This window comes from Rhizorhapis sp. (assembly GCF_035276005.1).
Taxonomy (GTDB): domain Bacteria; phylum Pseudomonadota; class Alphaproteobacteria; order Sphingomonadales; family Sphingomonadaceae; genus Rhizorhapis.
Window position 1 is genome coordinate 1 of the sequence record NZ_DATEMB010000013.1, and the last position, 25,878, is coordinate 25,878.

Here is a 25,878-nt window from a genome sequence, read left to right on the forward strand (position 1 = left end):
GCACCGCCATGCCCACCGCCTCCACCCCCACCGCCGAGCCCCTCTGGCGAAAGAGGCTAAGGAGGATGATCGGACAGGCGCGGCCCAAAGGCCGCGCCGGTTTCGTACTACCCCTTCGCCCCCAGATTTTTGCCGTGGGCCTGCTAGCTCTCGCGGCGCTGTTGCTGCAACCATCCGTGGCTGCGGCACAGGCAACGCCCGACAGCGTGGCTACGCAGATCAAGGCTTCCGCAGACGGCAAGCTCAGGGACTTTTACAGGACCCGGGGCTATTGGCCGCTTTGGGTGCGCGAGGGCAAGGTAGGACCGGAAGCGGACCGCCTTATTCAACTCATAGAGACTTCCAGGCTGGATAGCCTGGACCCTGGCGACTATGATCTGAAAGACCTGCGCAAATCGCTCGAGGCTGCCCGCAGCGGGACGCCCGCCGCTCTTGCCGCGGCGGAAATGGAGCTTTCCCAGACGCTCGCCAACTATGTGCGCGATCTGCGGCGCCCCTCCACCATCAAGATCAGTTATCTGGATCAGGAATTGATCCCTGTGCGGCCCAGCCAGGCCGATGTGCTGCGCGCCGCCGCCCTTGCCCCTTCCTTTCACGACTATGTCGAAAATGCCGCCTGGATGAGCCCAATCTATGTCCGGCTGCGGGACGCGCTCGCCTCCTACCCCGAGCGCTGGGGCAGGCTTCCCCTGGTCGCGATCCCATCTGGGCCCAAAATGCGGACCGGCAGTAAAGACAGCCGCGTCCGTCTGCTGCGACGGAGGCTCGGCTTTGCCGAAGGGACAAAGTTTGACAAGCCGCTGGCGGCGAAACTGCGCGAATTCCAGGCCGATCATGGACTTCAAGCGGATGGCATTGCCGGTGACACGACCGTTGCAGCGCTCAATCGTGGTCCTGCCTATTATACGGGTTTGCTGCGCCTTAACCTGGAACGCGCAAAGCTGCTGCCCAGCGCCTATACCCGCCATATCGTGGTCAATGCGGCAGCGGCAAGGCTGTGGACCTATGAGAAGGGGAAAGAGCAGGACACGATGAAGGTCATCGTGGGCAAGCCCAACGAACAGACCCCCATGCTGGCCGGCATGATGCGCTATGCCACGCTTAATCCCTATTGGAACGTCCCCTCAGACCTCGTGCGAAATCGAATAGCGCCGAAGGTTCTGAACGGAGCGTCCTTTGCAAAGATGAACTATCAAGCACTTGCCGACTGGAGCACCAACCCGCAGGTCATCGATCCAGTGGCGATAGACTGGAGCGCCGTCGCTCAAGGCCGCCAGAATCTTCGTATCAGGCAGCTTCCGGGCAAGACCAACGCCATGGGGCGAGTGAAGTTCATGTTCCCCAATGATCTTGGCATTTACCTGCACGACACGCCGGACAAGGCGCTGTTCAAGGAAAAGCAGCGTTGGTTCAGCTCTGGCTGCGTGCGGTTGGAGGATGCGCCACGGCTCGGAAAATGGCTGTTCGGCAAGCCGATGGCGGCATCGTCTGACGAACCCGAGCAGCATGTCCCTTTGCCGGACGGGGTTCCAGTCTATCTGACTTACCTCACCGCATCGCCCACCGAATCCGGCATTGAGTTCCTGCAGGACGGCTATGGCCGCGATGCGGCACAGATGCGCCGCATCGCCGGTCGGTGAGGTCACGCCCCCAAGCTGAATGCATTTTTATGGCGCTGCTGAACTCGACGCCATCTGGTCGCGCCGCAAATATTCCTCTATCAGCGCAGGCAACTGCTGCTCGACCCAGTGATGAAATTCGATCTTTTCATCGAGCAGGCGCTGACAGGCCGATGCGACCTGCGCGGCGCCGCACGCATTGGCCGCAGCAATGAGGATGCGGTAAGAGGATATCTGCTATGCCGATGTGCCGCCGCCCGTCGCGGAAGCGATGCGGCGCTCCAGATCGAAGGGGGGGTTTCTTCAATCGGTGCATCCGCGATCGCTTCCGCTTCCGGCGGCTCAACTGAGCTTCAGGCGGCGAGAAGTTCGTCAGCCGGGCCGAAGAACTCGTAATGAATGCGGTCGCTCGGAACGCCCGTCAGGGAAAGTGCCGAAACCAGATTTCTCAGAAATGGGCGCGGCCCACAGAGAAAATAGTCCGCTTCAGTGATAGGCGTGTTGGCGACCAGCCAATCTCCGTCAATCAGTCCCGCCACGTCATAATCGCGGCCCTGAACATCCTCCGCGCGCGGCGATTGGTAGAAGAAGGTGGACTTTCCTCCTGGCTGGTTCCCCACCAGCGTGCGTACATGCCGCCCCATTGCATGGGTCGAGCCGTCAAGCGTCCCATGAGCGAAATGCACCGGAACCTGCGGATGCTGCCTGGCAATGGTTTCCAGCATGGATACCATGGGCGTAAGGCCGACGCCGCCTGAAAGAAGGACCACCGGCCGCTCGGGGTGTTCGGCAAGGAAAAACTCGCCTGCGGGAGGTGCAACCTTCAGCAACGTTCCCGGCTGAGCTTCATCATGCAGCCACCCCGACGCCAGGCCATGAGGTTCGCGCTTCACGGAGATGCGATAGGTCCGGCCATTGGGCGCATCGGAAATCGAGTAGTTCCGCTTTACCGGCGGATGCCCAGGAATCTCGAACCAGAAAGTCAGATACTGCCCCGGCCTGTGCTTCACCACCGGGCGGCCGTCGGCCGTTTGAAGCACGAATGAAGTGATGATGGCGCTTTCCCGCCGGACCTCTTCAACCTCGAAGCTGCGCCAGCCGGTCCAGCCCCCTTCAGCACTGGCGAGATCGTCATAGATGCGCCCCTCGCGGGCAATGAGGATGTTGGCAAGGAACCAATAGGCTTCGCCCCAGGCTGCTAGAACCTCTTCGGTTGCAGCGTCGCCAAGCACCGCTTTGATCGCTCCAAGCAGCGCTTCGGCCACATAGGGATAATGTTCCGGCAGGATCTGAAGGCCTACATGTTTCTGAGCAATCCTTTCCACCGCCGGTGCAAGAGCGCCAAGATTGTCGATATTGCTGGCATAGGCGAGGATAGCCGCGGTAAGCGCCCTTGGCTGGGAGCCCGCGTCTCCATGATGCGATTGATTGAAGAGATCGCGGATCGCGGGATTCTGGAACATGCGGGCATACATTTCCTGCACGATGTCCAGACCATGCGCCTCAAGGGCTGGGACGGTGGCCTTGACGAGCGCGATGGTCTGATCGCTCAAATTCTGCATATATTATCTCCGTGTATTGGGTGGTTATCAGCGCGCCTCAGCCCGGACTGGCGGGGCGGGATCAAGTCTGAAGAACAGCGCGAGCTGCAGGCTTTCGGCAATCCGCTTCGCCTTTTCCTGAAGCGCTGCAGCCTCTTCGCCGGGCAGCAGTTCGGCGGTCGTCCGGTTCCATAAGCTCAACCAGTGGTCGAAGAGTTGCGGCGTGATCCGGTCCCGATGCTTCAGGTGCGCGGCCACGGGATTGCCCTTGTAGCTGCCGGTGCCCAGCATCACGGAGCTCCAGAATGTACTCAGTTTTTCAATATGTTCCGGCCAATCCTTGATGGCGCTATTGAAGATTGGGCCAAGCTCCGCATCCTCCCGCACCCGCTCATAAAAGCGATCGACCACAGGTTTCAAAGCCGCCTCGTCCAGTCCCTTCATGTCAGAATCGCCTTAATCATGTATATGAGATGCATCTATATCGGAAATTTGAATGATGCAAATAAAATGCATATATGGCGCAAAGGAGTTTCGATGCGCCTGACACTGTTCACTGATTATTCGATCCGCGTGCTGCTCTATCTGGGAGCGCGACCGGACCGGCTGTGCTCCATCGCCGAAGTGGCGCGCGGCTATGGCGTATCGCAGAACCACATGATGAAGGTGGTGAACGAACTGGTGCGCTCAGGCTATGTAGAGAGCGTGCGCGGCCGGTTCGGCGGTATTCGCCTTGCCCGCGCACCTGAAGAGATCAATATCGGCACGGTCATACGCCATACCGAAGACGGCTTCGATCTGCTGGACTGCGGTAACTGCGTCATCGCGCCGGCATGCGGCCTTACGGGGGTTCTGAAAGAAGCCGTTGGCGCCTTTCTCAAAGTACTCGACGCCTATTCCTTGGCGGATCTTTTGCAGAGGCGGACGGACATAGCGCAGCTCCTGGGCCCAGTCGCCCCGGCGTCTGCTGTCGCCAAAGCCTGACGCAAAAAAATATGGAACTTCCATTATCGATGGGCGTTCTTATTATCCGCCTGATCGAAAGATGGGCGGGAAGATTTTCGGACGAAAGAAAGAAATCTTCACGGGAGCCCCGCCGCCAATGGCGACGGGGCTTACCTGTTAGGGCCGGTCGAGAGGCCATCCAGGATCGGGCAGTCGGGACGACCATCGCCAGCACAGGCGTCCACCAGCGCGGCCAGGGTTCTTGCCATGGCTTCCAATTCCGCGATCTTGTCACGAATTTCCTGGATGTGGCGTTCCGCCGTTTGCCGCACCTCGGCGCTGGAGCGATGCTTGTCGCGGTACAGCGCCAGCAGGTGACGGCACTGCTCCACTGTGAAGCCGAGTGACCGCGCCCGCGCTATAAAGCGCAGATCATGGATGTCCCGCTCGTCATAATCGCGAAAGCCATTGTCCCGGCGAGGCGGCGCGATGAGGCCAATATCCCCATAATAGCGGATGGTTTTTGCGGGAAGGCCGGACTGCCGGCCGGCTTCGCCAATGTTCATCGACCTGCCTCCAGATCCAGCATCCTTAGCCGCAGCGCATTGCCGATCACTGATACCGACGACAAGCTCATGGCCGCCGCGGCTATCATCGGATTAAGCAGCAGTCCCGCGACAGGATAAAGCAGTCCCGCCGCTATGGGTATCCCCAGCGCATTATAGCCAAAGGCAAAGACCAGATTCTGACGGATGTTCCTCGTTACGGCCCGCGACAGACGGCGGGCACGGACGAGGCCGGTAAGATCGCCCCTGACGAGGGTGACCCCGGCGCTTTCCACCGCGACATCCGCCCCGGTGCCCATGGCAATGCCTATATGCGCGCGGGCAAGCGCGGGGGCATCGTTCACGCCATCGCCGGCCATGGCCACAATGCGTCCTTCCTGCTTCAGCCGGTCGATGACGGCATCCTTGTCCTGCGGCAGGACATCGGCGATCACCTCGTCAATGCCGAGCCGTTTCGCGACGGCTTCCGCTGTCCGCCGATTGTCGCCCGTCAGCATGATCAGGCGCAGCCCCTCTGCATGCAGGCGGGAGATAGCTTGAGGCGTGCTTTGCTTGACCGGATCGGCAACAGCCACAAATCCCGCCACTGTTCCGTCCACCGCAACGAACATCACCGTAGCGCCCTCATTGCGATAGCGGTCGGCAGCCGAAGCGAGCGGGGCGGGATCAGCGCCCTCCTCAGCCATCATCGCGGCGTTGCCGATCGCTGTCCGCCGCCCCTCCACCATCGCCCGCAGACCCTTGCCGCTTATGGAAACGAAATCGACAGCTTCGGAAGGTCGCAATCCTCGGTCCTGAGCACCATCAATCACCGCATGAGCCAGCGGATGAGCGCTCGATTGTTCAAGCGCGGCAGCCAGCCGGATGATCTGCTCGCCCGAAAATCCCTCCCTTGCTTCGACGCCAGCCAGTGCTGGCCTGCCTTCGGTGAGCGTTCCTGTCTTGTCGACTACGAGCGTATCCACGCTGGCAAAGCGCTCCAGCGCCTCGGCGTTCTTGATAAGCACGCCCGACTGCGCGCCCTTGCCCACTCCGACCATGATCGACATGGGCGTGGCAAGCCCAAGCGCGCAGGGGCAAGCGATGATCAGGACCGACACGGCCGCAACCAAGGCAAAGGCCATGGCGGGCGGCGGCGCAGAGAAGGACCAGAAGACGAAAGCAAGCAGCGCAACCACCAGCACCGCAGGCACGAACCAGGCCGCGACCTGATCAACCTTCCGCTGAATGGGCGCCTTGCTGCGCTGGGCTTCGGCGACCATCTGGACGATCCGCGCAAGCATGGTCTCGGCACCCACCCGTTCGGCCAGCATGATGAAGCTGCCCTCCCCATTGATCGCACCGCCGGTTACAGGATCACCGGGCCCCTTTTCCACCGGCAGGGGCTCTCCCGTCAGCATCGATTCATCGAGCGATGAGCGCCCTTCCTCAACCGAACCGTCGACCGGGACAGCCTCGCCCGGCTTCACCCGCAGGCGGTCGCCCACACGCACGTGATCGAGCGGAACTGTCCGCTCCTGTCCATTGCTGAGAAGATGAGCGGTCTTTGGGGAGAGGTCCATCAAAGCCCTTATGGCCGATCCTGTCTGCTCCCGCGCCCGCAATTCCAGAACCTGGCCCAGCAGCACGAGGGTGACGATGACCGCCGCCGCCTCGAAATAGAGCGCCACTTCTCCATGTTCGCCCCGGAAGGCAGGCGGGAATAGCTGAGGAGCAAGGACCGCCATCACGGAATAAAGCCAGGCAACTCCCGTACCGATGGCAATGAGCGTGAACATATTGGGATGGCGATTGCGGACGCTCTGCAATCCGCGCACGAAGAACGGCCATCCGCCCCAAAGCACAACCGGCGTGGCGAGTAGAAGTTCGATCCAGTCCAGCGCGCCATGTGAAACTGCATCTGCCAAAGGCGCCCAGCCATGGCGGAGCATCGCCACCACGACCGCGGGCAGCGACAAGATGGCGGACAGGACGAACCGCCGCCACATGCCGCGATATTCCTCCGACGGACCTTCCGGAAGTGCCGCGCCCTTGGGTTCCAAAGCCATGCCGCAGATGGGGCAAGTCCCCGGCCCCACCTGCTCGATTTCGGGGTGCATGGGACAAGTGTAGATGACGTCCTTGCCGGCCGTAGCTGGCGCGACCTTCCTGGAGGCCGGAACGGCGGTCATGCCATGAGCGTGCGAGCGACTGCAGTGATTCTGTTGCATGAGCCTTTTGTGCAGGTTCCAGTAACTGGAAGGTCAAACACTTATTGCAAGCCTGGTGAAGCGCTCCTATTTTCCGCGCCGTGAGCATCAACCGCCTTCTTTCCATCGTCGCCGCGCTTGCGCTGATGATAGCGCCTGTCGCGATGTTCGGCGGAGGGACGGCATTTGCTGCGCCCATGGCGGAGGCAGAAATGTCCGTGGGCCATTGCGCGGGCATGGACAGCAGTCGTGAAAAGCAAAAACCTGCGGCCTCACATGATTGCGTCGCAGCCTGCTCAGCCATTGCGCCAGCCGCCGCAACGTCTGCGGCGGAACCGACTGACGGTCTCATTCTCTATGACACCCTTCCGTTCGCTGCTTTCCACGGCATCAAATCCAAGGCCGAAACACCCCCTCCGCGATTCTCCTGACGTTTTGAACTCATTCAAACCCTTTCGATCAGGAGAATTGATCATGAAGACCATCTGTTCCGCGGTCGCGCTGGCGATCGCGCTTCCTACCCTCGCATTCGCGCAAACCAATGCACCCGCCACCTCAGAACATGAGGGACATGCGATGCCTGCAATGGATCATGACAAAATGGACCATAAGGACATGGACTGCGAGAAGATGAAGGCTGAAGGCAAGAAAATGGACTGCTGTGATAAGCACGCCAAGGACAAGGACAAAGCCAGTGCCGATGCGCATGCAGGCCATGAAGGGCAGCATTAAGAACTGACCGGCTGTGGCTGGTTTTTGGTGAAATGAGACTTTATTTCCGTCGTTCCTGCCCTTCGACTGCCCGCAGGGCGGGCGCTCAGGATAAACTGCGGCTTTCGGCCGCAGGCAGGGACCCCGCTTCTCTTTGACAGGGTTTAAGAAACAGCGGGGCCCCTGCCGGCGCAGGGGCGACGGCTCAGCTTTTCCTCAACACCGCAAAAACCCACGAGCCCAGCCACACTTAGCGAAACCGCAAGGACATCATTCATGAACCAGTTCCCCCCCTTGGAGCGGCGCGATCTTCTCCGCGCCACGGCGCTCGGCGGCCTGGGCCTGGGCCTTGGCGGCCTTTTCCCGGCCTGGGCTCAGGCCGTCAGCCCCGGCATCGCACCTGACATGCCCACCCTTTCCGGTGAAGAAATCAGGCTCGCCATCGGCCACTCCCGCTTCTCCCTGAACGGCAGGAGCGGCCATGCCGTGACCGTGAACGGCACGCTTCCCGCGCCACTCATCCGTCTGCGCGAGGGGCAGAATATCCGTATCGCCGTTACAAATCATATGGATGAGGACACGTCGATCCACTGGCACGGTCTGATCCTTCCCTTCCATATGGATGGCGTCCCGGGGATCAGCTTCCCCGGAATCAAGCCGCACCAGACCTTCCTCTATGAATTCCCCGTCAAACAGTCCGGCACCTACTGGTATCACAGCCATTCCGGCCTTCAGGAAGCGATCGGCCTTTACGGCCCCATGATCCTTGATCCCAGGGATGCCGATCCGGTCGCCTATGACCGCGAACATGTGGTCATGCTGTCAGACTGGAGCTTCATGCATCCGCACCAGATCATGCGGAAGCTGAAGGAGGAACCCGGCTATTTCAACCGTCAGCGCCAGACGCTGTCGGGCCTCGTCGGCAGGGACGATCCCGAAGACAATATGCCGCTGAAGGACCGGATTATGTGGGGCAAGATGCGCATGGATCCGACCGACATCGCTGATGTCACGGGCGCCACCTACAGCTATCTGGTGAACGGTCATGGGCCGGAGGCGAACTGGACCGGCCTTTTCCGTCCAGGCGAGCGCGTGCGGCTGCGTTTCATCAATGCGTCGGCCATGACTGTCTTCCACGTCCGCATTCCGGGGCTGGAGATGCAGGTGGTCAATTGCGACGGTATGAATGTCCGGCCAGTCGCCACCGATGAGTTCCAGATTTCAGTGGCCGAGACCTATGATGTGATTGTCCAACCCAAGGAAGATCGCGCCTATACGCTAGTAGCCGAAACCGTTGACCGATCCGGCATGGCCCGCGGCACGCTGGCCCCGCGTCCCGGGATGCGAGCCAAGGTTCCCCCGCTCCGCCCCCGTCCCACGCTTTCCATGAAGGACATGGGAATGGGCGCCATGGCGGGGATGGACCATGGCGGCATGGATCATGACATGCGAGACAAGTCCCTGGCTCCCGAAAGCATGAAGCTGGGTCCCGGCGTCGACATGATCGCTCCGATGCCGGTGGACCGCACAGGAGACCCGGGCCTTGGCCTCGAAGATGCGGGTCATCGCGTGCTTACCTATCGGGATCTTGTTTCGCTGGCGCCCAACCCGGACAAGCGCGAACCGTCTCGCTCGCTGGAAATTCACCTCACCGGCAATATGGAGCGTTTCATGTGGTCCTTCGACGGCAGGTCATTGAAGGAGGTGAAGGAGCCGATCCGTTTCCAACGCGATGAGCGGGTTCGCGTCACGCTGGTCAATGATACGATGATGCAGCACCCCATCCACCTGCATGGCCATTTCATTGAGATCGTGAACGGACATTCGGGCTATCACCCAATGAAGCACACTGTGAACGTGCTGCCCGGCGGCAAGGTGACTTTTGACCTTACCGCCGATGCGCCGGGCGACTGGGCGTTCCACTGCCATCTGCTCTTCCACATGCACGCCGGAATGTTCAACATCGTCAGCATCCGCCCGCTTGAGGGAGAAGCAGCATGAACAAGGCCCCGATCATGCTCCTCTGCCTTGCCGCAGCATCGCCCGCGCTCGCCCAGCACCAGGGCCATGACATGGGACAGATGCAGACGGAAGAGCCCAAGTCTGACCCTCATGCCGGTCACGATATGGGCCAGATGCAGCAGGAACCAGCCGATCCTCACGCCGGACATGATATGGGAGACCAGGCGCAACCCGAAAATCCGCCGCCTGGACCCGTTCCCGAAGCAGCGAAATCCGGCCCGGCCCATGCCGCCGACGCCATATACGGTGCTTCGGAGATGGCGGCTGCGCGAAGGCAACTGCATGCCGAAGCCGGAAGCATGGGCATTTACAAGGTCCTCGCCGACCGTCTGGAATATCGGCTTCAGGATGGAAGGGACGGATATGCCTGGGACGTTCAGGGATGGTATGGCGGCGATGTCGATAAGCTCTGGCTGAAGAGCGAAGGCGAAGGCGCCTTTAGGGATAAGCCGGAGAGCGCTGAGGTGCAGGCGCTCTGGAGCCATGCCATCGGCCCCTTTTTCGATCTTCAGGCGGGCATCCGTTACGACTTTCGGCCCGATCCCGAACGTGGTCATCTGGTCCTTGGCGTCCAAGGGCTCGCCCCTTACAAGTTCGAACTGGATGCCGCCGCTTTCCTTTCGGAGGAAGGCGATCTCACTGCCCGTCTCGAAGCTGAATATGACCAGCGCCTGACGCAGCAGCTCATCCTTCAGCCCCGCATCGAAGCCGATATCGCGGCTCAGGATGTTCCGGAACTTGGCATCGGTTCCGGCCTGTCCTCAATTGAGACGGGCTTGCGTCTGCGCTATGAAATTGCCCCCGAATTCGCCCCCTATCTCGGCGTCGAATGGGAACGGAAGATTGGGGCCACCGCCGACTTTGCCCGGACTGCCGGCGAGGAAGTCGAGCTCAGCCGGGCGGTGATCGGCCTGCGTGCCTGGTTTTAGACTCGTTCTCCGTGATTTCCGAGCCGCCAGATAATTCCATCTGGCTCGAAATCATCAGCGCCGCTTGAGCAGGCGTTTGACGGGCGCCTGATAAGGCGTTCCTTCGCCATAGGTGTCCTCCAGGAATTTGCGGATGCCCTCCAGTTCCTGCTCCGTCAGATGCTCGATGCCGATGAATTCATTATGCGCGGGCTCCGTGGCCCGGATAAGCTCGTCGAGCTTCGCCTGAATGGCGCTTGCGTCCCGGTTCTGGGCATTCTGGATGAGGAACACCATCAGGAAGGTGACAATGGTGGTCCCTGTGTTGATGATCAATTGCCAGGTATCGGACCACTGAAAAATGGGGCCCGTAAGCGACCAGATCAAAACAATGGCCAATGCCACCAGGAATGCTTCCGGCCGCCCCACCAGCATTGAGACATTCTGGGCAAAACGGCTGAAGAAATGGTCCATCGCGCATCCTCCTGATCGTGGATGAGATGAGGATGTACCAGTCTCCACCGCTCGGCAAGCCAGGGCGCTACTCCACGACAATCCGGCCTTTCATGCCGAAACCGCTGTGCAGGAAATGGGTGCATTTCAGCTTATATTGTCCCGCGGCCGGGGTGAGGGTCAGATCAACCGTGGCGCCCTTCCTCACTTCCACCTTTCCCTTTCTGATGAGCGGCGCGCTGGCTGGATCAATCTGAGCCTTCTGGAAAAATTCGGGAGCCGAAAAATTATGTCCTCCCGAACCCTGATTGATGAGGCGTAGAGTAACCTTCTCACCTTCATTCAGGCGAATGGTCTTCGGCGAATAGCTGAAGTCCGCCAGCACCACATCGGCATGAGGCGGAGCGGCAGCCTGGACTTGGGCAATCCCACATAGCATCAGCGGAAATGCGGACGCGACGAGCAAAATACGCATGGCCCGGTCCTCCTGCCGCAACATTAGCACGCCCGCGGGAAAACGGCATCATGCCTCGTCGGCTTCTTGCCCTTCCTCAGCCGGCGCACTTACCGGGCGATCCATTCCCGGGCGCTGTCCATTTCATCGAGCCGGAATGTGGCGACCTCGCCCGGCATGACGCCCGACATCGTGTGTACGATGGGCGTGAGCCAAGCTTTGTCAGTGACCACTGCTAGCCGGCCTATGTCCTTCAGATGCCGGAAAGACCAACCGAAATCCTCCCACCAGATGCCGGGGCTGACCCAGCCAATGTCCCTGACGATCTCCAGCACCGATATCTTTCCATGCGCCTCTATCTGGGCGTCCATGTCTTTTACAAGCGCGCGATAGCTTTCACCGTCTGCCGCGCCATCAATGTCGATTTCAACGATGCCCCTGTGCGGATCCAGCCGGTGCGTCAGCATGCTACTCTCCTATAATATTTTTTGCCTTTCGTGCCGATCCCGATTCGCGCGGCAATGTGGTGCAATGACAATTTTATCTTTTATTTACAAAACGTTACTTCGTTGTGCCACGTTAAGGCGATACCATTCAAAATGTCATCGTCGTCGGGGAACAGATTAAACATAATGAAGGGAATATATAATGCGCACTATCATGCTTTCGCTTGCTGCAGCCTCCTTGGCCATACCAGCGGCGGTGGCTTTTCCGTCCAATGACGCGCAGGCGAGGGATTATCGCTACAAGGAATGGCGCGGCCGGGACGGACGGACTTATTGCCGCAAATCCGACGGAACCGTGGGCCTGGTGGTCGGCGGGGTGGCAGGCGCTCTTGTGGGCAGGTCCATCGACACGCGCGGCGATCGCGCCACCGGAACCATCCTGGGCGCCGCAGCAGGCGCACTGGTCGGGAAGGAAATCGACAGCAAGCGCCGCTGCCGCTGAGCTTAACCATGGTGTGGGGTTCAATCCAAGGTACGCAGGTGAGCACCGGCGGGACCAGATATGGATTGCATCCCCACAGTCCAAAAGAAAAGGGCGAACCCCCGGTCCGCCCTTTCGCATCGCTCTGCCACACCCGCGGGTCCGGCAGAGCTATTGCCATGAGGATCAACGCATTGAGAGCTTTGCGCCAGAGGCGGCTCCCCGTGCCTCTTCAAGGCTGAACTTGACATCCAGACCGTTGGATGTGCCTTTCACCTTGCCCTCGCTGACCTTCAGCGAAAATGGGACGCTCCCAGGATAACGGCGACCCGAAATGACCTGACCTTCCCCCTTCTGCGTCACCTTGTAAACATAGGTGTAGCCTTCATGCTTGAAACTTCCCGTTTCGAGCGGTTCAGCGGCGGCCGGAGCGGCCAAAGCGATTTGTGCAGCGGCGGCCAGGATAGGCAGCGTAAAAATGGACAGCATTCGCATAAGATTTCTCCTGTTTGAATGCCAGACAAACACCCCGTCTCTAGTTGTTTGAGCGAAACAATGCTGCGCTGCAAAAATGTGGGCAATCGCAAAATGCGATGAACGAGTTGCAGTTTTTGCAATCAGCATTGCCCAGAAACTTTGCCAAATTTGGACCAGCGCCATATATGGTGAGAAACGAAGGAGATCGCATGGCTGCTGACCTAACTCTCGCCGATGATTTCAAGCTCGCCATGCGCAGGCTCGCAACCACGATTGCGATCATCACCACCGGCAAGCAGGAAAATTGGAGCGGCATGGCTGCCACCGCAGTAATGTCTGTGACATCCGAGCCCCCCACCATATTGGTAGCCGTCAACCGGAACGCCAGCCTCTCCCCCGTGCTCCAGACGGAACAGCGCTTTTGCGTCAACCTCCTCGCTGAGCGTCACCAGGAACTCGTAGGCATATTCAGCGGCGGCAAGAAAGGATTCGCCCGCTTTGAGACAGGAGGGTGGGTCGCATCGGAAGAAGGGTTGCCTGTGCTTCCCGATGCAGTGGCCAGCCTGATCTGCACCACGCAACTGACGCTCGGCGTAGCGACGCATACCCTGTTCGTCGGCCAGGTGCAGCGGATCGTGAATCATCCCACCATCGATCCGCTGATCTGGGTGGATGGCACCTTCGCTTCTGCCCAGCGTATCTGACGGAGGGCCCACAGGCTCCCCCTTGGAAGCGGCCCTCACTGCGCCTAAAGGAAATTCATGGCCAGCCGTGCAGATTTTTCGCGCCAACTTGACGCGCTCGCAGCACGTGGACGATTGCGCCGCCTGATACCGCGTCAGGGACGGGACTTCGCCTCAAACGATTATCTGGGCCTTTCCCACGACACAGCCATTGCGCAAGCCGTCGCTCAGGCCATTGCTCGCGGCGTTCCGGTTGGCTCGGGCGGATCGCGGCTGCTGCGCGGTAATGCGCCGGAACATGAAGCGCTGGAGGAAAAGGCGGCGGACTTTTTCGGCAGCGAAGCCGCGCTCTTTTTTTCGACCGGCTTCGCGGCCAACGCTGCCCTCTTCGCTGCCTTGGCGCAAAAAGGCGACCTGATCCTTGCCGATGAGCTGATTCATGCCAGCGTCCATGACGGGCTGCGAGTGAGCAGGGCGGAGCATCTCTTCATTCGCCACAATGACGTCTCGGCCTTTGAGGAAGCCATCAGGCATTGGCGCGTTCAGGGCGGTAAGGGGCGCGTCTGGATTGCGTTCGAAACCCTGTACAGCATGGACGGCGACATTGCGCCGGTGGCTGACCTCGCCCGCCTCGCCGCCGACGAGGGGGCATGGCTGATCCTGGACGAGGCGCATGCAACCGGCGTTTACGGGCCGCAGGGCAAAGGTCTCGCCGCTGCGCTTGAGGGGCAGGAGAATGTCGTCAGCCTGCACACCTGCGGCAAGGGACTGGGTGTCGAGGGCGCGCTTGTCTGCGCGACGAGGACAATCAAGGATTTTCTTGTCAACCGCGCCCGGCCTTTCATCTTCTCGACTGCCCCCTCCCCGCTTATGGCCGTCGCCGTTTCGGCGGCGCTTGACCGGATCGCGCAAGCAGACGATCTGCGTGATCGTCTCACGAAGTTACGTGTCTATGCCGAAAGGGCGATCTGCGAGCGCTTGGGGTTTCCGCCCTCCGGGAGCCAGATCATCCCCGTCGTCCTGGGCGAGGACAAGCGCACGATGCGCGTTGCGGAGGCGTTGCAGGCAGCGGGTTTCGACATACGCGGCATCCGCCCGCCCACGGTTCCACGGGGCACCTCCCGCTTACGCCTGTCGCTGACACTCAACGTGGACGAAGATGATGTGAGCGCTCTGGCCGACGCCTTGGCGCAAGCGATACAGGACGCGCCATGACCCGCGCGATCATCATTACCGGAACGGACACCGGCATCGGCAAGACCGTCTTCGCGGCTGGACTCGCAGGCGCCCTCGGCGGCCATTATTGGAAACCGGTGCAGGCTGGGGTGGAGGAAGGAACGGACAGCGAAATCGTCGCTCGCCTTTCAGGACTGCCCCGCGAACGGATCCTTACTGAAGCCTACCGGCTGGCAACTCCGGCCTCGCCCCATCTTGCCGCCCGGCTCGACGGCGTGGAGATCGACGCCGCCCGGCTCGCTTTGCCGCAGGTCGATGGCCCCCTGATCGTCGAGGGGGCGGGCGGCATGCTCGTGCCGCTTACCGAAAGCCTGCTCTACGCCGACCTGATGGCGCGCTGGCAGGCTCCAGTGATCATTTGCGCCCGCACTTCATTAGGCACCATCAACCATAGCCTGCTGACCGTGGAGGCGCTTCGCTCTCGCGGCCTGACCATTGCCGGGATCGCGTTCATCGGCGACAAGCACGAGGAGAATGAACGGATCATCCCCAAGCTGGCGAATATCCCTTCCTTGGGAAGGCTGCCGCTGCTTGCAAGGCTGGATGCGAAGACTCTCTCAACGGCCATGCGGCAGAATATTGATCTGGCGGCGGTAAGGGCGGCGCTATGACATCCCCTGTCTGGCACCCCTTTACCCAGCATGGACTGCAGGAGCCCGTCCCCACCGTTATACGGGCCGAAGGCGCCCTCCTCCATTGCGCGGATGGCTCCACCCTTATCGACGCTATTTCGAGTTGGTGGGTGACGACCCATGGCCATTGCCATCCCCGCATCACGGCAGCGATCGCCGCCCAGGCGCAAAAGCTCGATCAGGTCATTTTCGCCGGCTACACGCATGAACCTGCCGAGGAGGTGGCGCGCGGGCTGATCGCCATAGCCCCTTCCGGCCTTAGTCACGTCTTCTTTTCCGACAGCGGATCGACCAGTGTGGAGGTCGCGCTGAAGATGGCCCTTGGCTACTGGCATAACCGGAAGCAGCCGCGCCATCGCATCCTGGTCCTGGAACATAGCTATCATGGCGACACAATAGGAGCGATGTCGGTGGGGGAGCGCGGTGTCTTCAACCGCCCCTATGCGCCCTTATTGTTCGACGTCGGCACCATCCCCTTCCCAGTCGAGGGCCAGGAGCAGGCAACTCTGGACGCACTGGAATCCGCCTGTCGAGGCGAGCAGAAGCCTGCCGCCTTCATAGTTGAGCCGCTGATCCTCGGGGCGGGCGGCATGCTCATATATGGAGCTGGCATCCTGCGTGCGATGCGCGAAATCTGCGCGAGCCATGATGTCCTCTTCATTGCCGATGAGGTCATGACAGGCTGGGGCCGCACTGGTACGCTGTTCGCCTGCGAACAAGCTGGCATATCGCCCGACATTATGTGCCTTTCAAAGGGATTGACCGGGGGGTCTGTGCCGCTGGCGGTCACGCTGGCGAGCACCCCGATTTTCGAGGCGCATTATTCGACCGATCGGGCCGAGCTTTTCTATCATTCCAGCAGCTACACAGCGAACCCCATTGCCTGTGCGGCAGCGGCGGCCAATCTCGCGATCTGGCGGGAGGAGGATGTACTGGGCCGCATCGCCAGCCTGTCGGCCGCCATGGCCGCTCGCCGGGCCGGGCTTGGAAAGGATCAGGCGTTCGAGAAGAGCCGCCAGATCGGTGCCATCGCCGCCATTGACATGAAAACGGCCAATGCGGGCTATCTGTCGGAACTTGCGCCTCAACTTCGCACCTTCTTCCTTGAACGCGGCATCTTGCTCCGGCCGCTCGGCAACACCATCTACGTGATGCCGCCCTATGCAATCACCGAAGATGCGGTGGACATAATATTCAGTGCCATCGCCGAAGCGGCCCAAGCCTTCGCCCTCTGACGAAAGCAGCCTGCACCAGCTTTTCATTTGAATGATTTGGCGCTATGGCGGCGCGATTTTTGATCTTGTTGGGATTCTATGGCGAAAGAAGAATTGCTTGAGATGCGCGGTCAGGTTGTGGAGCTTCTCCCCAACGCGATGTTCCGCGTGAAACTGGAAAACAACCATGAAATTCTTGGCCACACGGCGGGCAAGATGCGCAAGAATCGCATCCGCGTGCTGGTCGGCGACGAAGTTCTTGTCGAACTTACGCCCTATGACCTGACCAAGGGCCGGATCACCTACCGCTTCAAGTGAGGGATTTGGCCGGCATTCGCCTTCTCCTGCCAAAGCAGAAGCCCGCCGGTGCCCTCATATCTGGACTCATGCTCTTGCAGGAACGCGTGACTCCATGCGCCTGATTCTGGCTTCCGCCTCACCTCGCCGCCTCGATCTGCTCGCGCAGATCGGCATCACCCCGAATGCCGTCGACCCTGCGGACATCGACGAGAGCGTCCTTGCGGGTGAGCGGCCGGAGGATCATGCCCGCCGCCTCTCGGCGGAAAAAGCCGAAGCGGTGGCCATGCGCCATTCCGGGGCATTCATTCTGGCGGGCGACACCGTGGTCGCGGTAGGCCGCCGCATTCTGCCCAAGGCCGAAACCGAGGAGCAGGCGCGGCAATGCCTCCAGCTTCTTTCCGGGCGCCGCCACCGCGTCCACAGCGCCATCAGCCTGATCGACGCAAGCGGTAGGGCACATCATCGGCTTTCGACCAGCATCGTCAGCTTCAAACGCCTGCACGGACGCGAGGTCGACGGCTATATCGCGAGCGGCGAGTGGCATGGAAAGGCCGGGGGCTATGCCATTCAGGGGCATGCGGCCGGCCTGATCCGCGGTATTTCCGGCAGCTATAGCGGGATTGTCGGCCTTCCCCTGTACGAGGTTCGCATGCTTCTTCTCGCCTCGGGCTACACCAATGCTTGAATGGCTCTATGAGGAAGGCATAGGCGAAAGCCGGGCCGCGCTCGTCGAGAAAGGCGAAATTCTCGAGGCCTGCATAGAGCGGGAAGGCAAGCAGGCGCTGGCAGGAACAATCGCCTCAGGCCGCCTTGCCCGTACCATCATTCCGCGCCGCCGGGGGATCGTCCGCCTGGACAGCGGGGAAGAAGCGCTGCTGGAGCCCATACCGCCGAAAATTGCCGAGGGCGCCGCCCTGCTTACCGAAGTGCTACGCGAGCGTATCGGCGAAGAAGGGCGCGACAAGCTCGCCAAAGTCCGTCTGGCGCCATCAGGATCGAAGCCACAGCTTGGCCCTTCGCTGTACCAGCGAATGATTGCCACGGGCATACCGGTCTCTCCCTGCCCTGCTCATGGTCCCGACCGGCTGGAGGAGCATGGCTGGGGCGAATTGATGGAAGAGGCGATGAGCGGCGAAGTCGGCTCGGAAAGCGCCTCTTTGCGCATCTTCCTGACGCCTGCCATGACCCTGATCGATGTGGACGGCAGCCTACCGCCCGCCCAGCTCGGCCCAAAGGGCGCGGCGCTTGCCGCGAGGGCAATCCGGCGGATGGGAATAACAGGCTCCATCGGCATCGACCTGCCCACCATGAACAACAAGGACGAGCGGCAAATTGCGGCCAATCTTTTCGACAAACACCTGCCCCAGCCCTTTGAGCGGACGGCGGTCAATGGCTTTGGCTTCCTTCAGGTCATCCGCAAGCGCGAACGGCCGTCCTTGCCGGAAATTCTTCGCGAGGACCCGGAATTGACTGCCGCCCTCGCCCTCCTCCGCCGTGGCGAGCGTCACGGCAATGGAGGCCCGGCAACCCTAGTGGGTGCACCGGCGGTGATTGCGCGTCTTCACAGGGCCAAGCCATGGCTTGCCTTGCTGGAGCGCCGCCGGGGAGGTCCCGTCGCCTTGCGTGCGGACGAAGCGCTCTCCATATCCGGCTGCTATGCAGAATAGGAAATCCAGATCCAGCGCCTGCCCGGTCTGCGGGAAACCGCAAACCGCGGAATTCCATCCTTTCTGCAGCCGCGGCTGCCGTGACCGCGACCTGCTCAACTGGCTGGGCGAAGGTTACAAAGTGCCTGGACAGCCAACTGATGAAGATAGAGAAACAACCGGAGAAAATGGGGTGGACAAAGTCCCATAGCCCCGCCTATAGGCACGGCTCCCGACGCGCTCGCGGATTCACGCGAAGGCGCTTCTAGCCCGGGTAGCTCAGTTGGTAGAGCATGCGACTGAAAATCGCAGTGTCGGTGGTTCGATTCCGCCCCCGGGCACCATTTTGCTGTATGATGGCGTTGCCCTCCGTCTTTACTAAGCGCGGTTTTCTGCGGTAAATCAGGCACCCCCTGTTTGTTGCCGTTGCTTGGCGTATGCCTGTAACACGGCATCGATGGGGGCCAGTTTGGGGGCTAAAATGGCTTGGCCCCCTGCCGCAGGAAGGATGGCCCCCAGTGGCGCTGACGGATACCGCAATCAAAGCCGCGAAGGCGAAGGACAAACCCTACAAGCTCGGGGACTCCGGCGGCCTGTTCCTTTTGGTGCAGCCGACCGGCGGAAAACTCTGGCGCCTGAAATACAGAGTCGACCGCAAAGAGAAGAAACTGGGTCTCGGCACCTACCCGGAAGTCAGCTTGGCCGACGCCCGCAAGCGCCGCGACGCTGCAAAGGCGGAACTGGCAGCCGGCAAAGATCCGGGCGTGGAGAAGGTGCGGCGGAAAGTTCAAAGCCGCATGGCCGCTGGCAACAGCTTTTCGACTGTGGCGGCTGAGTTTATCAACAAGCGGACAAAAGAGGGGTGGGCGGCTTCGACCCAAGGGAAGGCCGACTTTTTCCTGAGCTACCTAAACCCCGTAATCGGCAAGATGCCAGTTTCGGAGATAGCGCCCGCTGATTTGCTGCCCATCTTCAAGCGCGCTGAGGCGAAAGGAAATCTAGAAACTGCTCGCAGGCTGCTGCAATTCTCCAGCCAAGTTTTCCGGTATGCCGTCGCGACAACTCGCCTTGCGTCCGACCCGACGCGGGATCTTCGCGGCGCCCTTATCGCGCCTAAGCCAAAGCATCATGGCGCCATCATAGAATCCGTGAAAGTGGGCGAACTGCTACGGGCGATCGACGGCTATACCGGCCATTACATCACCCTGTACGCGTTGAAGCTGGCGCCACACCTCTTTGTGCGGCCGGGCGAACTCCGATTCGCGGAATGGGCTGAGATCGACCTTGATGCAGCGGTATGGGCGATTCCAAGCTCCCGCATGAAGATGCGCCGACCGCATCACGTTCCCCTCTCTCGGCAGGCGGTGGAGTTGTTCAGAGGGCTGCGGGAACTGGCTGGCGATCGACCGGGCTATGTGTTCCCGTCCATCCGCTCAACGGCGCGCGCCATGTCGGAAAACACGTTGAATGCTGCGCTGCGCCGAATGGGCTATACCGGCGACGAGATGACGGCCCATGGCTTCCGCGCGATGGCGTCGACGCTGCTTAACGAAAGCGGCAAATGGCACCCTGACGAGATTGAACGCGCGCTGGCGCACCAGGACAGCGACAACGTGCGCGCTGCCTATCATCGTGGCGCGCATTGGAAGGAGCGCGTTGAGATGGCTCAATGGTGGAGCGATCACCTTGATTTGCTTCGCAAGGGCGGTGACATCGTGCCGTTCCCTGGCAGCGGGCAGGTGGCATGACGATCGAAATTGAAGCGGCGCTGCTGCGTCAGTTCATTCGGTTCGGAATACCGCCCATGCCGCGCGACTGTGTCGCTCGACGCTATCAGCATGAAAACGACTTGGAGGCGCTCCACGAACGCAATTCACGGCCGAGCGGAACAAACGGCGCCCTAACCGTCAGTGAGTTCGAAGCTGAATTGAAGCGGCTGGAACGCGAATTTGAATCCGACATACTCCGCTTGCTGGCAGATCCGCATAGCTATCGTTATTGGAAGCCGACCGCCGAGAACTGGCGCAGATTAGCGATCTGTCAGGCGATGTACGCGCATAAATCCAGCACTGCCGAGCCGTCGCTGCTCGTGCCCTTACCTCGCAAAGGCCGCGGCCGACCAAAGGCTGATTTGTGGCATCGTGCGCACTATGTATATTCTGCGCGGGCGATCTTGGCGAAGGAAAAAAAGATACCAGTTCGCGAAGTTTCGCAGAAGGCGGCATCCGAAAAGGCAGCAAAGCTGATTGCTGAGGCCGCGCGCGCTGGTCATTGGAGGGGGAAGGTCCCCAGCGCTACTACCATAGAGGAGGCTTGGAGCGACCTTTACATCGATGATGAGCAGAAATCGCCCGACCTACCTGCTTGGATGATGGCGCGGCGCGATATTCAGGACCATCTGAAGCGCATAGAGGCCGCCGCCGATTGTCTCGGTCTACAAAGTCAGATGGCCCCCGATCTTCATGATTTTCTCGCCTGGCTTGCCGGACAAATCACTGCAGATGAGCAGTTAGCTGCAACCCCCAGCGATTGGGCTGAGTATCACCAGCAGCTTGGCGACCTTCCCGTCGCAACGCAGACTAAGTTTCAAGCGGCTATGGAGGATTACCTGAAGCTACTCAGTTAGGGAAATTCCGCCAGCGGCGATTATTTTAGCCTAACCGCGAATCGCTGAAAAAGGACCTCCGAAGCGGAAGCAGATGGAGGTCTAATGACTACGAAACCCTGGGCGGATGTGCCTGCAACTGGGCCGCTGTTACGGCCGGCGCAGGCCGCTGAATTTCTCGGCTTCAAAAGCCGCAGCCACTATTATCGACTCGCTGAGCAGGGGCGCGTCCCCTCACCTATCCATGTAGGTGGCAGGGCGGCGGGCATTCCCCTTGCGTGGCTGCAGGCAGTAATTGCGGCGGCTGCGGCATGATGAGCACCATAGAGGAAGCGCGCAACGCGTTCGCAGCGATCGATGCTGCCCGCGCGAAGGTTGCGGTAGAACGCGACAAGCTCGCAGCGCTGCAACAGCGGAAGGCTGCGGAAGACGCGGAACGCACCCAACTTCGTGAAGCCATAGAATCAGAAGCGGCACGCCGCATCATCGATGGCAATGAAGAGGAGGAGGGCGCATGACATCGGCCCCCAAAACCCGCAGCAATGCTAACCGCCGCGCCGAACGTCGTAGAAAACTCGACGAAAATGCGCCGGCGCTGATCGCTGCGATCAAGCTCCAGCAAGGCGTCATCGCGAAGGCCGAAGCTGCAATCCCGCCGCTCCAAGTTCCCCTAGCTGCGGCGTCGCTTCGCCTTATCGCGGAAGTGCAGGGTGACGCCCTTAATGAGACCCGAAAGGGCATCGAGCAACTAGCACCAGCTCTCGCGCGGCTGATCGCTGCTGATCACGTCATGGCGGGCACCGTCGGCACGAGCGGATTCCCAGTTCCGCCTGGCGCACCTCTACCCATCAAAGGTTCACTGCTTGTGGAAAGGCTGATCAAGGCCATTCCTGACGCGCTGATGCCTGACGCGCTGAAAGCAGAAAACTTGGCGGCAGCGGCACGCGCGATTTCTGCGCCAATCATTTCGAAGGTGAAAGGAACAAAGAATGACTGAATTGTTGTTTGCCGTCCATCGCTTGGGCGTCAGTGACCCCGATGTGGAAATGGTCGCCACCGGCGAATGGAATGCGGACGGAAGCCCCGTCATGAAGAAATCGACCAAGCGCATCGATGCCGGCACGCTGTTTCCCGCCAGCCTGCTTGAAGGTGGCCCGGCAGAGATTCGGCGGCTGATCGACCTGGGGGCCATCCGCTACCCCGACGCCACAGAGTTGGCGCTGTTCGAACGCGACCAGGTGGAGGGCTGACCATGAGCGCAGGCAATCCGCAAAATCGCGCCGCCAGCATCGTAGCGGCAGCGCAGAAACAGGCCGGTCAACACCAGGCGAACAGCGCCGCCAAAGCTGATGACCAAGATGTCCTGGCATCACTGCAGTCTATGGGGGCGATCAGCGCCGAACAGCCGGACACCAGCCGGGCCGATCGCCTGAAGGAACTTGCCGGCCGCGTGCGTCTCAAAGGCTTCGAACAGGAAACTGCGAAGCAGAAACCCGCGTCAGAGAGCGAAGTTATCGCGTCGCTCAAAGCGATGGGCATCATTGGCGACGAGGGCGGGCAATGACCGATAATCAGGCCTGTTGGCACCGCCGCATCCATAGGAGCTGACATGTATTCGGTTCCCTATGTACGCCCGAACTCCTTTCCGCGTCGCAGGGCGCAGATAAGCAGCCGACGGTTTCGGGCTGAGATGCCGCCCATAACGCCGAAATCGCAGCTCGCGACGGAACTGCGCCTCGCTGAGCAGGCCGGCGAGAGTGTCGATATAATCGGAGCACGGTTGCTCGGCAGGCTGCTACCCTGATGGAGCACGTAAACCTCAAAGGCTGGAAACAGTGGTGGCGCCGCAGGCGTCGTGAGCTCCGCGCTTCCTCGGTGCTGGATCTATCCACATGCTCCCGTCTTGCGCTTCACGAGGCGCGCGTCAGGGCCAGAATCGCCAAAATCCTAGGCAAGCCCGCAGCGCTCGCATTCCGATTTCTGCCTTGCGAAGTCGGGGACGATCACAGCCTAGAATTCGGCTTTTTGCTGCGCGACAAGATCGACCGAGCAACCCGGCGGAAGCTGGAACACGTTCCCGGCCTCCTCCTGCCGCTCGGAGCCGTCTGACGCAGCTAACTAATAACGGGAGGTTTCCAAAAACCAAACGCCGACCGGAAGGGGTATTCCGATCGACGCCCGGCTTCAATGTAAAAGACGACAGGTATCCAGATACCACGTTGACGGCCGGTTGCCAAGGTTGACGACTAATGACGCTTTCCGGACCGACCGATGATTTCGACGGCCTCCTATCAACACCTGAATTAGATTGTTCCCAGGCACCCACTAATGCCTCCGTCGCAGCCGGTCTAGCGGCCCAAGGCTTCGCCGTGTTTCCCATCCGCGATTGGAAGAACATCGGGCGGTGGACTCCTATTAGTGGGTTCCTCACAGAAGCATCCGCCGACGCGCGTAAGGTTGCCCAATGGTGGCAACAATGGCCTGATGCCCGCGTCGGACTCCTATGCGGTGAGCGAAACGGCATCAGCGTTCTGGATCTCGACCGAAAAGGCGGGAAGGACGGCATTGCGGCGCTAGCAGAACTCGGCTTTTCGGACTTAGCGGCCTTGGCACCACAGCGGAGTCAGACCCCATCCGACGGGCTACATCTGTTTTTCCGCTTCGATCCTCGCCTAAAGAACTGGGTCTCCAAAATTGGCGACGGCATAGACGTTCGCACCTCCGGCGGTTTCGTCGTCGCCCCCGGTTCGTACAAGGATGGCGTCTGTTATCGCCTCATCGGCGGCCCGCTCAACCGAGACCTTCTCCCGGCCTTTCCGGAGGCGCTTATCCCGCCGCCTGCGCCAGATCGCGATCCTGTTGCGTTGGAAACCGACGCATCCGAAGAACAGCGGGAATGGGCGCGCGAGTATCTATGCGGCCGCGCTGACAAGATCGCTGCCATGGAAAAGGACAGCGGCAGGAACGTCGCGCTAAATGATGCGAGCTTTTGGGCCGGCGGCGCAGCGGCGCACGGTTTCATCGATCACGACGACGCTGAAGCGATACTTTGGAAGGGTGCGGAAGCCTGCGGAATCAGGCGGCGGGAATTTAGGGATACTTTCCGTAGCGGATGGAAGGGTGGCCTGAAGAATCCCATCTCGGACTATCCAGGCAAGCCGACAACATCAGACGAGTTTGACACCCTTGATGATGACGATGAGTCGGCCGCCACTGATGCAACAGACCCCAAGGCAGAAACGCCGCGGCTGCGCTTCCTGTCGCCTGGTGAATGTGCTGACGCGCCGGCGCGTGGCTATGTCGTTAAAGGGCTGATCGCACCCGGCGACGTTGGTTGTATCTATGGCGCACCCGGCGCCGGTAAGTCGCTCATATCGCCGCATCTGGGTTATGCGGTTGCGCAGGGTCGCAGTGCCTTCGCTATGCGCACCAAGCCGGGCCGCGTGTTCTATGTGGCGGCAGAAGATCCTAACGGGATGCGCGGCCGCGTGTCGGCGCTCAAACGGCGCCACGGTGATGCTGATCAGTTTACGTTGGTGGAAGGCGTCTCCGACTTGCTGGCCAAGGACAGCGCCGACTTTGTGGCACTGCGCCGCGCCGTCAAAGAGCAGCGGCCTTCGCTCGTCTTCATCGATACCTTGGCTATGGCGTTTCCCGGTTTGGAGGAAAACAGCGCGGAAGAGATGGGCCGCGTCGTGGCAATCTCCCGTAAGCTGGCATCCTATGGCTCTGCGGTTGTCCTTATTCATCACGACGCGAAAAGTGGCGCACCGACTCCCCGCGGCCACTCTCTGCTAAACGGCGCGCTTGACGTTGCTCTGCAGCTCTTCGCCCGTGATGAGCAGGGAATCGTCAGGGGGAAGCTGTCAAAAAACCGTAACGGCCCATGTGATCGGGATATCGCCTTCCGCATCGCGACAGAGACAATGGGCGTTGATGACGACGGCGATGTCATCACCTGCGCCTTGGTTGACGAGATGGACCCTGGCACGGCCAAAGCCCGCCCGAAACTAACAGCCAGCGAACAGGCCGCGCTTAAAATCCTGAAGGACATGGTGCAGAGGTCCGCCGGACGTTCGGTCGCTGAGGATGAATGGCGAACAGCTTGCATCGATGCGCGTACCGTTTCCGCGTCAGATGACAGGGAAAGCCGTCGAAAGGCAACGCAGCGCGCATTCCAAGGACTCACGCGAAAATCAGCCGTTTCGCTCGCAAATAGGACAGCATCACTGCCGGACATTTTTGATTTTTCGGAGTGGGACAGCGGCGACGCCTTTGACGACTTCGCGGACGCCGCAGCGGCATGACCGGACATCGGCAAATGTCCCACCGCACGCGAGAAAATCGGCAGAATTCCGTCAGTTTCAAGGTTGCGGGACATTGCCGGACATTAACCGGACATCGCCCAATGTCTGATTTGCAAAACGTCGCCGCAGACCGGACAGACAGGACATTTGCCTATAGGCAATGTCCGTGTCCGGCTGCCGATGCCGCAGGGTGGAAAATAGATGATCGATGGGCAGCAGACCGACGCGAAAACCGCAGATGCACGCAGCCTGTCGCCGCTTCCTCCCACGCACCAACCCGCCTAAAACAACCGCGGGTCCCATTCCCCTTATTCATGCTGCTGCGGGAGCCGCGGAGGCGCGGAAACTGAGTCAGTTGAAAGTAGCTCTAGGGGCTGACGCAATTTTGCTGGAAACACTGCCATGAGGCAGACGCAATAATTCTGTCGTCCTGATTTCGCTTA

32 protein-coding genes and 1 tRNA gene are annotated in these 25,878 nt (G+C 60.5%); 24 read left to right on the forward strand and 9 right to left on the reverse strand.

The genetic code is table 11. From position 1 onward, the window contains the following. The first annotated feature begins 8 nt into the window (after nt 1-8). Complete coding sequence (locus tag VJS46_RS04355; protein ID WP_414707965.1) at nt 9-1,640, forward strand: L,D-transpeptidase family protein; 1,632 nt, start codon at nt 9-11, stop codon at nt 1,638-1,640. 27 nt (nt 1,641-1,667) lie between these two features. Here the strand turns inward: VJS46_RS04355 and VJS46_RS14225 are convergent, their stop codons facing one another. The 3 genes from VJS46_RS14225 to VJS46_RS04365 all read right to left on the reverse strand — a co-directional run bounded on the left by VJS46_RS14225 (nt 1,668) and on the right by VJS46_RS04365 (nt 3,604). After that, nucleotides 1,668-1,853: a DUF892 family protein gene (locus VJS46_RS14225; protein WP_414707966.1), complete on the reverse strand. Its 186-nt coding sequence runs from the start codon at nt 1,851-1,853 to the stop codon at nt 1,668-1,670. Between the two features lie 119 nt (nt 1,854-1,972). After that, a complete protein-coding gene (gene hmpA / locus VJS46_RS04360) occupies nt 1,973-3,181 on the reverse strand; it encodes an NO-inducible flavohemoprotein (protein WP_324058126.1) in 1,209 nt (402 codons plus the stop codon). Between the two features lie 27 nt (nt 3,182-3,208). Further along, nucleotides 3,209-3,604: a group III truncated hemoglobin gene (locus VJS46_RS04365; RefSeq protein ID WP_324058127.1), complete on the reverse strand. Its 396-nt coding sequence runs from the start codon at nt 3,602-3,604 to the stop codon at nt 3,209-3,211. A 93-nt stretch (nt 3,605-3,697) separates the two neighbouring features. Between VJS46_RS04365 and VJS46_RS04370 the strand changes: the two genes are divergently transcribed. Further along, nucleotides 3,698-4,144: an Rrf2 family transcriptional regulator gene (locus tag VJS46_RS04370; protein WP_324058128.1), complete on the forward strand. Its 447-nt coding sequence runs from the start codon at nt 3,698-3,700 to the stop codon at nt 4,142-4,144. 131 nt (nt 4,145-4,275) lie between these two features. Here the strand turns inward: VJS46_RS04370 and cueR are convergent, their stop codons facing one another. Together cueR and VJS46_RS04380 are read right to left on the reverse strand one after the other, a co-directional pair. Beyond that, nucleotides 4,276-4,671: a Cu(I)-responsive transcriptional regulator gene (gene cueR, locus VJS46_RS04375; protein WP_324058129.1), complete on the reverse strand. Its 396-nt coding sequence runs from the start codon at nt 4,669-4,671 to the stop codon at nt 4,276-4,278. Continuing rightward, nucleotides 4,668-6,881 carry a copper-transporting P-type ATPase gene (locus tag VJS46_RS04380; protein WP_414707964.1) on the reverse strand — a complete coding sequence of 738 codons (2,214 nt, stop codon included), beginning with the start codon at nt 6,879-6,881 and terminating at the stop codon, nt 4,668-4,670. The genes cueR and VJS46_RS04380 overlap by 4 nt, the downstream gene beginning before the upstream one ends. A gap of 80 nt (nt 6,882-6,961) precedes the next feature. Here VJS46_RS04380 and VJS46_RS04385 point away from each other — a divergent pair, with 80 nt between their 5' ends. The 4 genes from VJS46_RS04385 (at nt 6,962) to VJS46_RS04400 (ending at nt 10,522) form a co-directional block, all read left to right on the forward strand. Next, complete coding sequence (locus VJS46_RS04385; protein WP_324058131.1) at nt 6,962-7,291, forward strand: hypothetical protein; 330 nt, start codon at nt 6,962-6,964, stop codon at nt 7,289-7,291. A gap of 43 nt (nt 7,292-7,334) precedes the next feature. Next, a complete protein-coding gene (locus VJS46_RS04390; RefSeq protein ID WP_324058132.1) occupies nt 7,335-7,592 on the forward strand; it encodes a hypothetical protein in 258 nt (85 codons plus the stop codon). A 255-nt stretch (nt 7,593-7,847) separates the two neighbouring features. Then, a complete protein-coding gene (locus VJS46_RS04395) occupies nt 7,848-9,572 on the forward strand; it encodes a copper resistance system multicopper oxidase (protein ID WP_324058133.1) in 1,725 nt (574 codons plus the stop codon). Then, nucleotides 9,569-10,522: a copper resistance protein B gene (locus tag VJS46_RS04400; protein WP_324058134.1), complete on the forward strand. Its 954-nt coding sequence runs from the start codon at nt 9,569-9,571 to the stop codon at nt 10,520-10,522. The genes VJS46_RS04395 and VJS46_RS04400 overlap by 4 nt, the downstream gene beginning before the upstream one ends. Nucleotides 10,523-10,576: 54 nt before the next feature. Here the strand turns inward: VJS46_RS04400 and VJS46_RS04405 are convergent, their stop codons facing one another. The 3 genes from VJS46_RS04405 to VJS46_RS04415 form a co-directional block, all read right to left on the reverse strand. After that, nucleotides 10,577-10,975: a low affinity iron permease family protein gene (locus VJS46_RS04405; protein WP_324058135.1), complete on the reverse strand. Its 399-nt coding sequence runs from the start codon at nt 10,973-10,975 to the stop codon at nt 10,577-10,579. A gap of 67 nt (nt 10,976-11,042) precedes the next feature. Beyond that, nucleotides 11,043-11,429: a cupredoxin domain-containing protein gene (locus VJS46_RS04410; RefSeq protein WP_324058136.1), complete on the reverse strand. Its 387-nt coding sequence runs from the start codon at nt 11,427-11,429 to the stop codon at nt 11,043-11,045. 89 nt (nt 11,430-11,518) lie between these two features. Then, nucleotides 11,519-11,875 carry an STAS/SEC14 domain-containing protein gene (locus VJS46_RS04415; protein ID WP_324058137.1) on the reverse strand — a complete coding sequence of 119 codons (357 nt, stop codon included), beginning with the start codon at nt 11,873-11,875 and terminating at the stop codon, nt 11,519-11,521. A 181-nt stretch (nt 11,876-12,056) separates the two neighbouring features. Between VJS46_RS04415 and VJS46_RS04420 the strand changes: the two genes are divergently transcribed. After that, nucleotides 12,057-12,356 (forward strand): glycine zipper 2TM domain-containing protein, encoded by a 300-nt coding sequence (locus VJS46_RS04420; RefSeq protein ID WP_324058138.1) that lies wholly within the window; start codon nt 12,057-12,059, stop codon nt 12,354-12,356. 165 nt (nt 12,357-12,521) lie between these two features. Here VJS46_RS04420 and VJS46_RS04425 read toward each other — a convergent pair whose 3' ends face one another. Further along, complete coding sequence (locus tag VJS46_RS04425; protein ID WP_324058139.1) at nt 12,522-12,995, reverse strand: hypothetical protein; 474 nt, start codon at nt 12,993-12,995, stop codon at nt 12,522-12,524. A gap of 26 nt (nt 12,996-13,021) precedes the next feature. On the opposite strand from VJS46_RS04425, the gene VJS46_RS04430 reads away from it, so the two are divergent. From VJS46_RS04430 to VJS46_RS04510, 17 genes are all read left to right on the forward strand, one after another. Continuing rightward, nucleotides 13,022-13,516, forward strand: a complete 495-nt coding sequence (locus tag VJS46_RS04430) for a flavin reductase family protein (protein WP_324058140.1) — start codon at nt 13,022-13,024, stop codon at nt 13,514-13,516. 57 nt (nt 13,517-13,573) lie between these two features. After that, the gene (locus VJS46_RS04435) at nt 13,574-14,710 is read left to right on the forward strand and encodes an 8-amino-7-oxononanoate synthase (RefSeq protein ID WP_324058141.1); all 1,137 of its coding nucleotides are present in this window, start codon (nt 13,574-13,576) and stop codon (nt 14,708-14,710) included. Next, a complete protein-coding gene (bioD, locus tag VJS46_RS04440; RefSeq protein WP_324058142.1) occupies nt 14,707-15,342 on the forward strand; it encodes a dethiobiotin synthase in 636 nt (211 codons plus the stop codon). The genes VJS46_RS04435 and bioD overlap by 4 nt, the downstream gene beginning before the upstream one ends. Continuing rightward, entirely contained in the window at nt 15,339-16,598 is a 1,260-nt protein-coding gene (locus VJS46_RS04445) for an adenosylmethionine--8-amino-7-oxononanoate transaminase (RefSeq protein WP_324058143.1), read from the forward strand. The genes bioD and VJS46_RS04445 overlap by 4 nt, the downstream gene beginning before the upstream one ends. 78 nt (nt 16,599-16,676) lie before the next feature. Beyond that, nucleotides 16,677-16,895: a translation initiation factor IF-1 gene (infA, locus tag VJS46_RS04450; protein WP_120216844.1), complete on the forward strand. Its 219-nt coding sequence runs from the start codon at nt 16,677-16,679 to the stop codon at nt 16,893-16,895. A gap of 94 nt (nt 16,896-16,989) precedes the next feature. Next, complete coding sequence (locus VJS46_RS04455) at nt 16,990-17,562, forward strand: nucleoside triphosphate pyrophosphatase (protein WP_324058144.1); 573 nt, start codon at nt 16,990-16,992, stop codon at nt 17,560-17,562. After that, the gene (locus VJS46_RS04460) at nt 17,555-18,544 is read left to right on the forward strand and encodes a ribonuclease (protein ID WP_324058145.1); all 990 of its coding nucleotides are present in this window, start codon (nt 17,555-17,557) and stop codon (nt 18,542-18,544) included. Before VJS46_RS04455 ends, VJS46_RS04460 begins: the two co-directional genes overlap by 8 nt. Beyond that, the gene (locus VJS46_RS04465) at nt 18,534-18,734 is read left to right on the forward strand and encodes a DNA gyrase inhibitor YacG (RefSeq protein WP_324058146.1); all 201 of its coding nucleotides are present in this window, start codon (nt 18,534-18,536) and stop codon (nt 18,732-18,734) included. Before VJS46_RS04460 ends, VJS46_RS04465 begins: the two co-directional genes overlap by 11 nt. A 57-nt stretch (nt 18,735-18,791) precedes the next feature. After that, a tRNA-Phe gene (locus VJS46_RS04470) sits at nt 18,792-18,867 on the forward strand. A 174-nt stretch (nt 18,868-19,041) separates the two neighbouring features. Next, complete coding sequence (locus tag VJS46_RS04475) at nt 19,042-20,271, forward strand: tyrosine-type recombinase/integrase (protein WP_324058147.1); 1,230 nt, start codon at nt 19,042-19,044, stop codon at nt 20,269-20,271. Beyond that, nucleotides 20,268-21,149 (forward strand): hypothetical protein, encoded by an 882-nt coding sequence (locus tag VJS46_RS04480; protein ID WP_324058148.1) that lies wholly within the window; start codon nt 20,268-20,270, stop codon nt 21,147-21,149. Before VJS46_RS04475 ends, VJS46_RS04480 begins: the two co-directional genes overlap by 4 nt. An 84-nt stretch (nt 21,150-21,233) precedes the next feature. Further along, the gene (locus tag VJS46_RS04485; RefSeq protein ID WP_324058149.1) at nt 21,234-21,443 is read left to right on the forward strand and encodes a helix-turn-helix transcriptional regulator; all 210 of its coding nucleotides are present in this window, start codon (nt 21,234-21,236) and stop codon (nt 21,441-21,443) included. Next, on the forward strand, nt 21,440-21,646 hold the full coding sequence (locus VJS46_RS04490; protein WP_324058150.1) for a hypothetical protein: 207 nt from the start codon (nt 21,440-21,442) through the stop codon (nt 21,644-21,646). The genes VJS46_RS04485 and VJS46_RS04490 overlap by 4 nt, the downstream gene beginning before the upstream one ends. Next, nucleotides 21,643-22,125 carry a hypothetical protein gene (locus VJS46_RS04495; RefSeq protein WP_324058151.1) on the forward strand — a complete coding sequence of 161 codons (483 nt, stop codon included), beginning with the start codon at nt 21,643-21,645 and terminating at the stop codon, nt 22,123-22,125. Before VJS46_RS04490 ends, VJS46_RS04495 begins: the two co-directional genes overlap by 4 nt. Further along, nucleotides 22,118-22,378 (forward strand): hypothetical protein, encoded by a 261-nt coding sequence (locus VJS46_RS04500; RefSeq protein ID WP_324058152.1) that lies wholly within the window; start codon nt 22,118-22,120, stop codon nt 22,376-22,378. Before VJS46_RS04495 ends, VJS46_RS04500 begins: the two co-directional genes overlap by 8 nt. 2 nt (nt 22,379-22,380) lie before the next feature. Next, the gene (locus VJS46_RS04505) at nt 22,381-22,692 is read left to right on the forward strand and encodes a hypothetical protein (RefSeq protein ID WP_324058153.1); all 312 of its coding nucleotides are present in this window, start codon (nt 22,381-22,383) and stop codon (nt 22,690-22,692) included. Nucleotides 22,693-23,377: 685 nt separating this feature from the next. Then, a complete protein-coding gene (locus VJS46_RS04510) occupies nt 23,378-25,435 on the forward strand; it encodes an AAA family ATPase (protein WP_324058154.1) in 2,058 nt (685 codons plus the stop codon). The last annotated feature ends 443 nt before the right edge of the window (nt 25,436-25,878 follow it).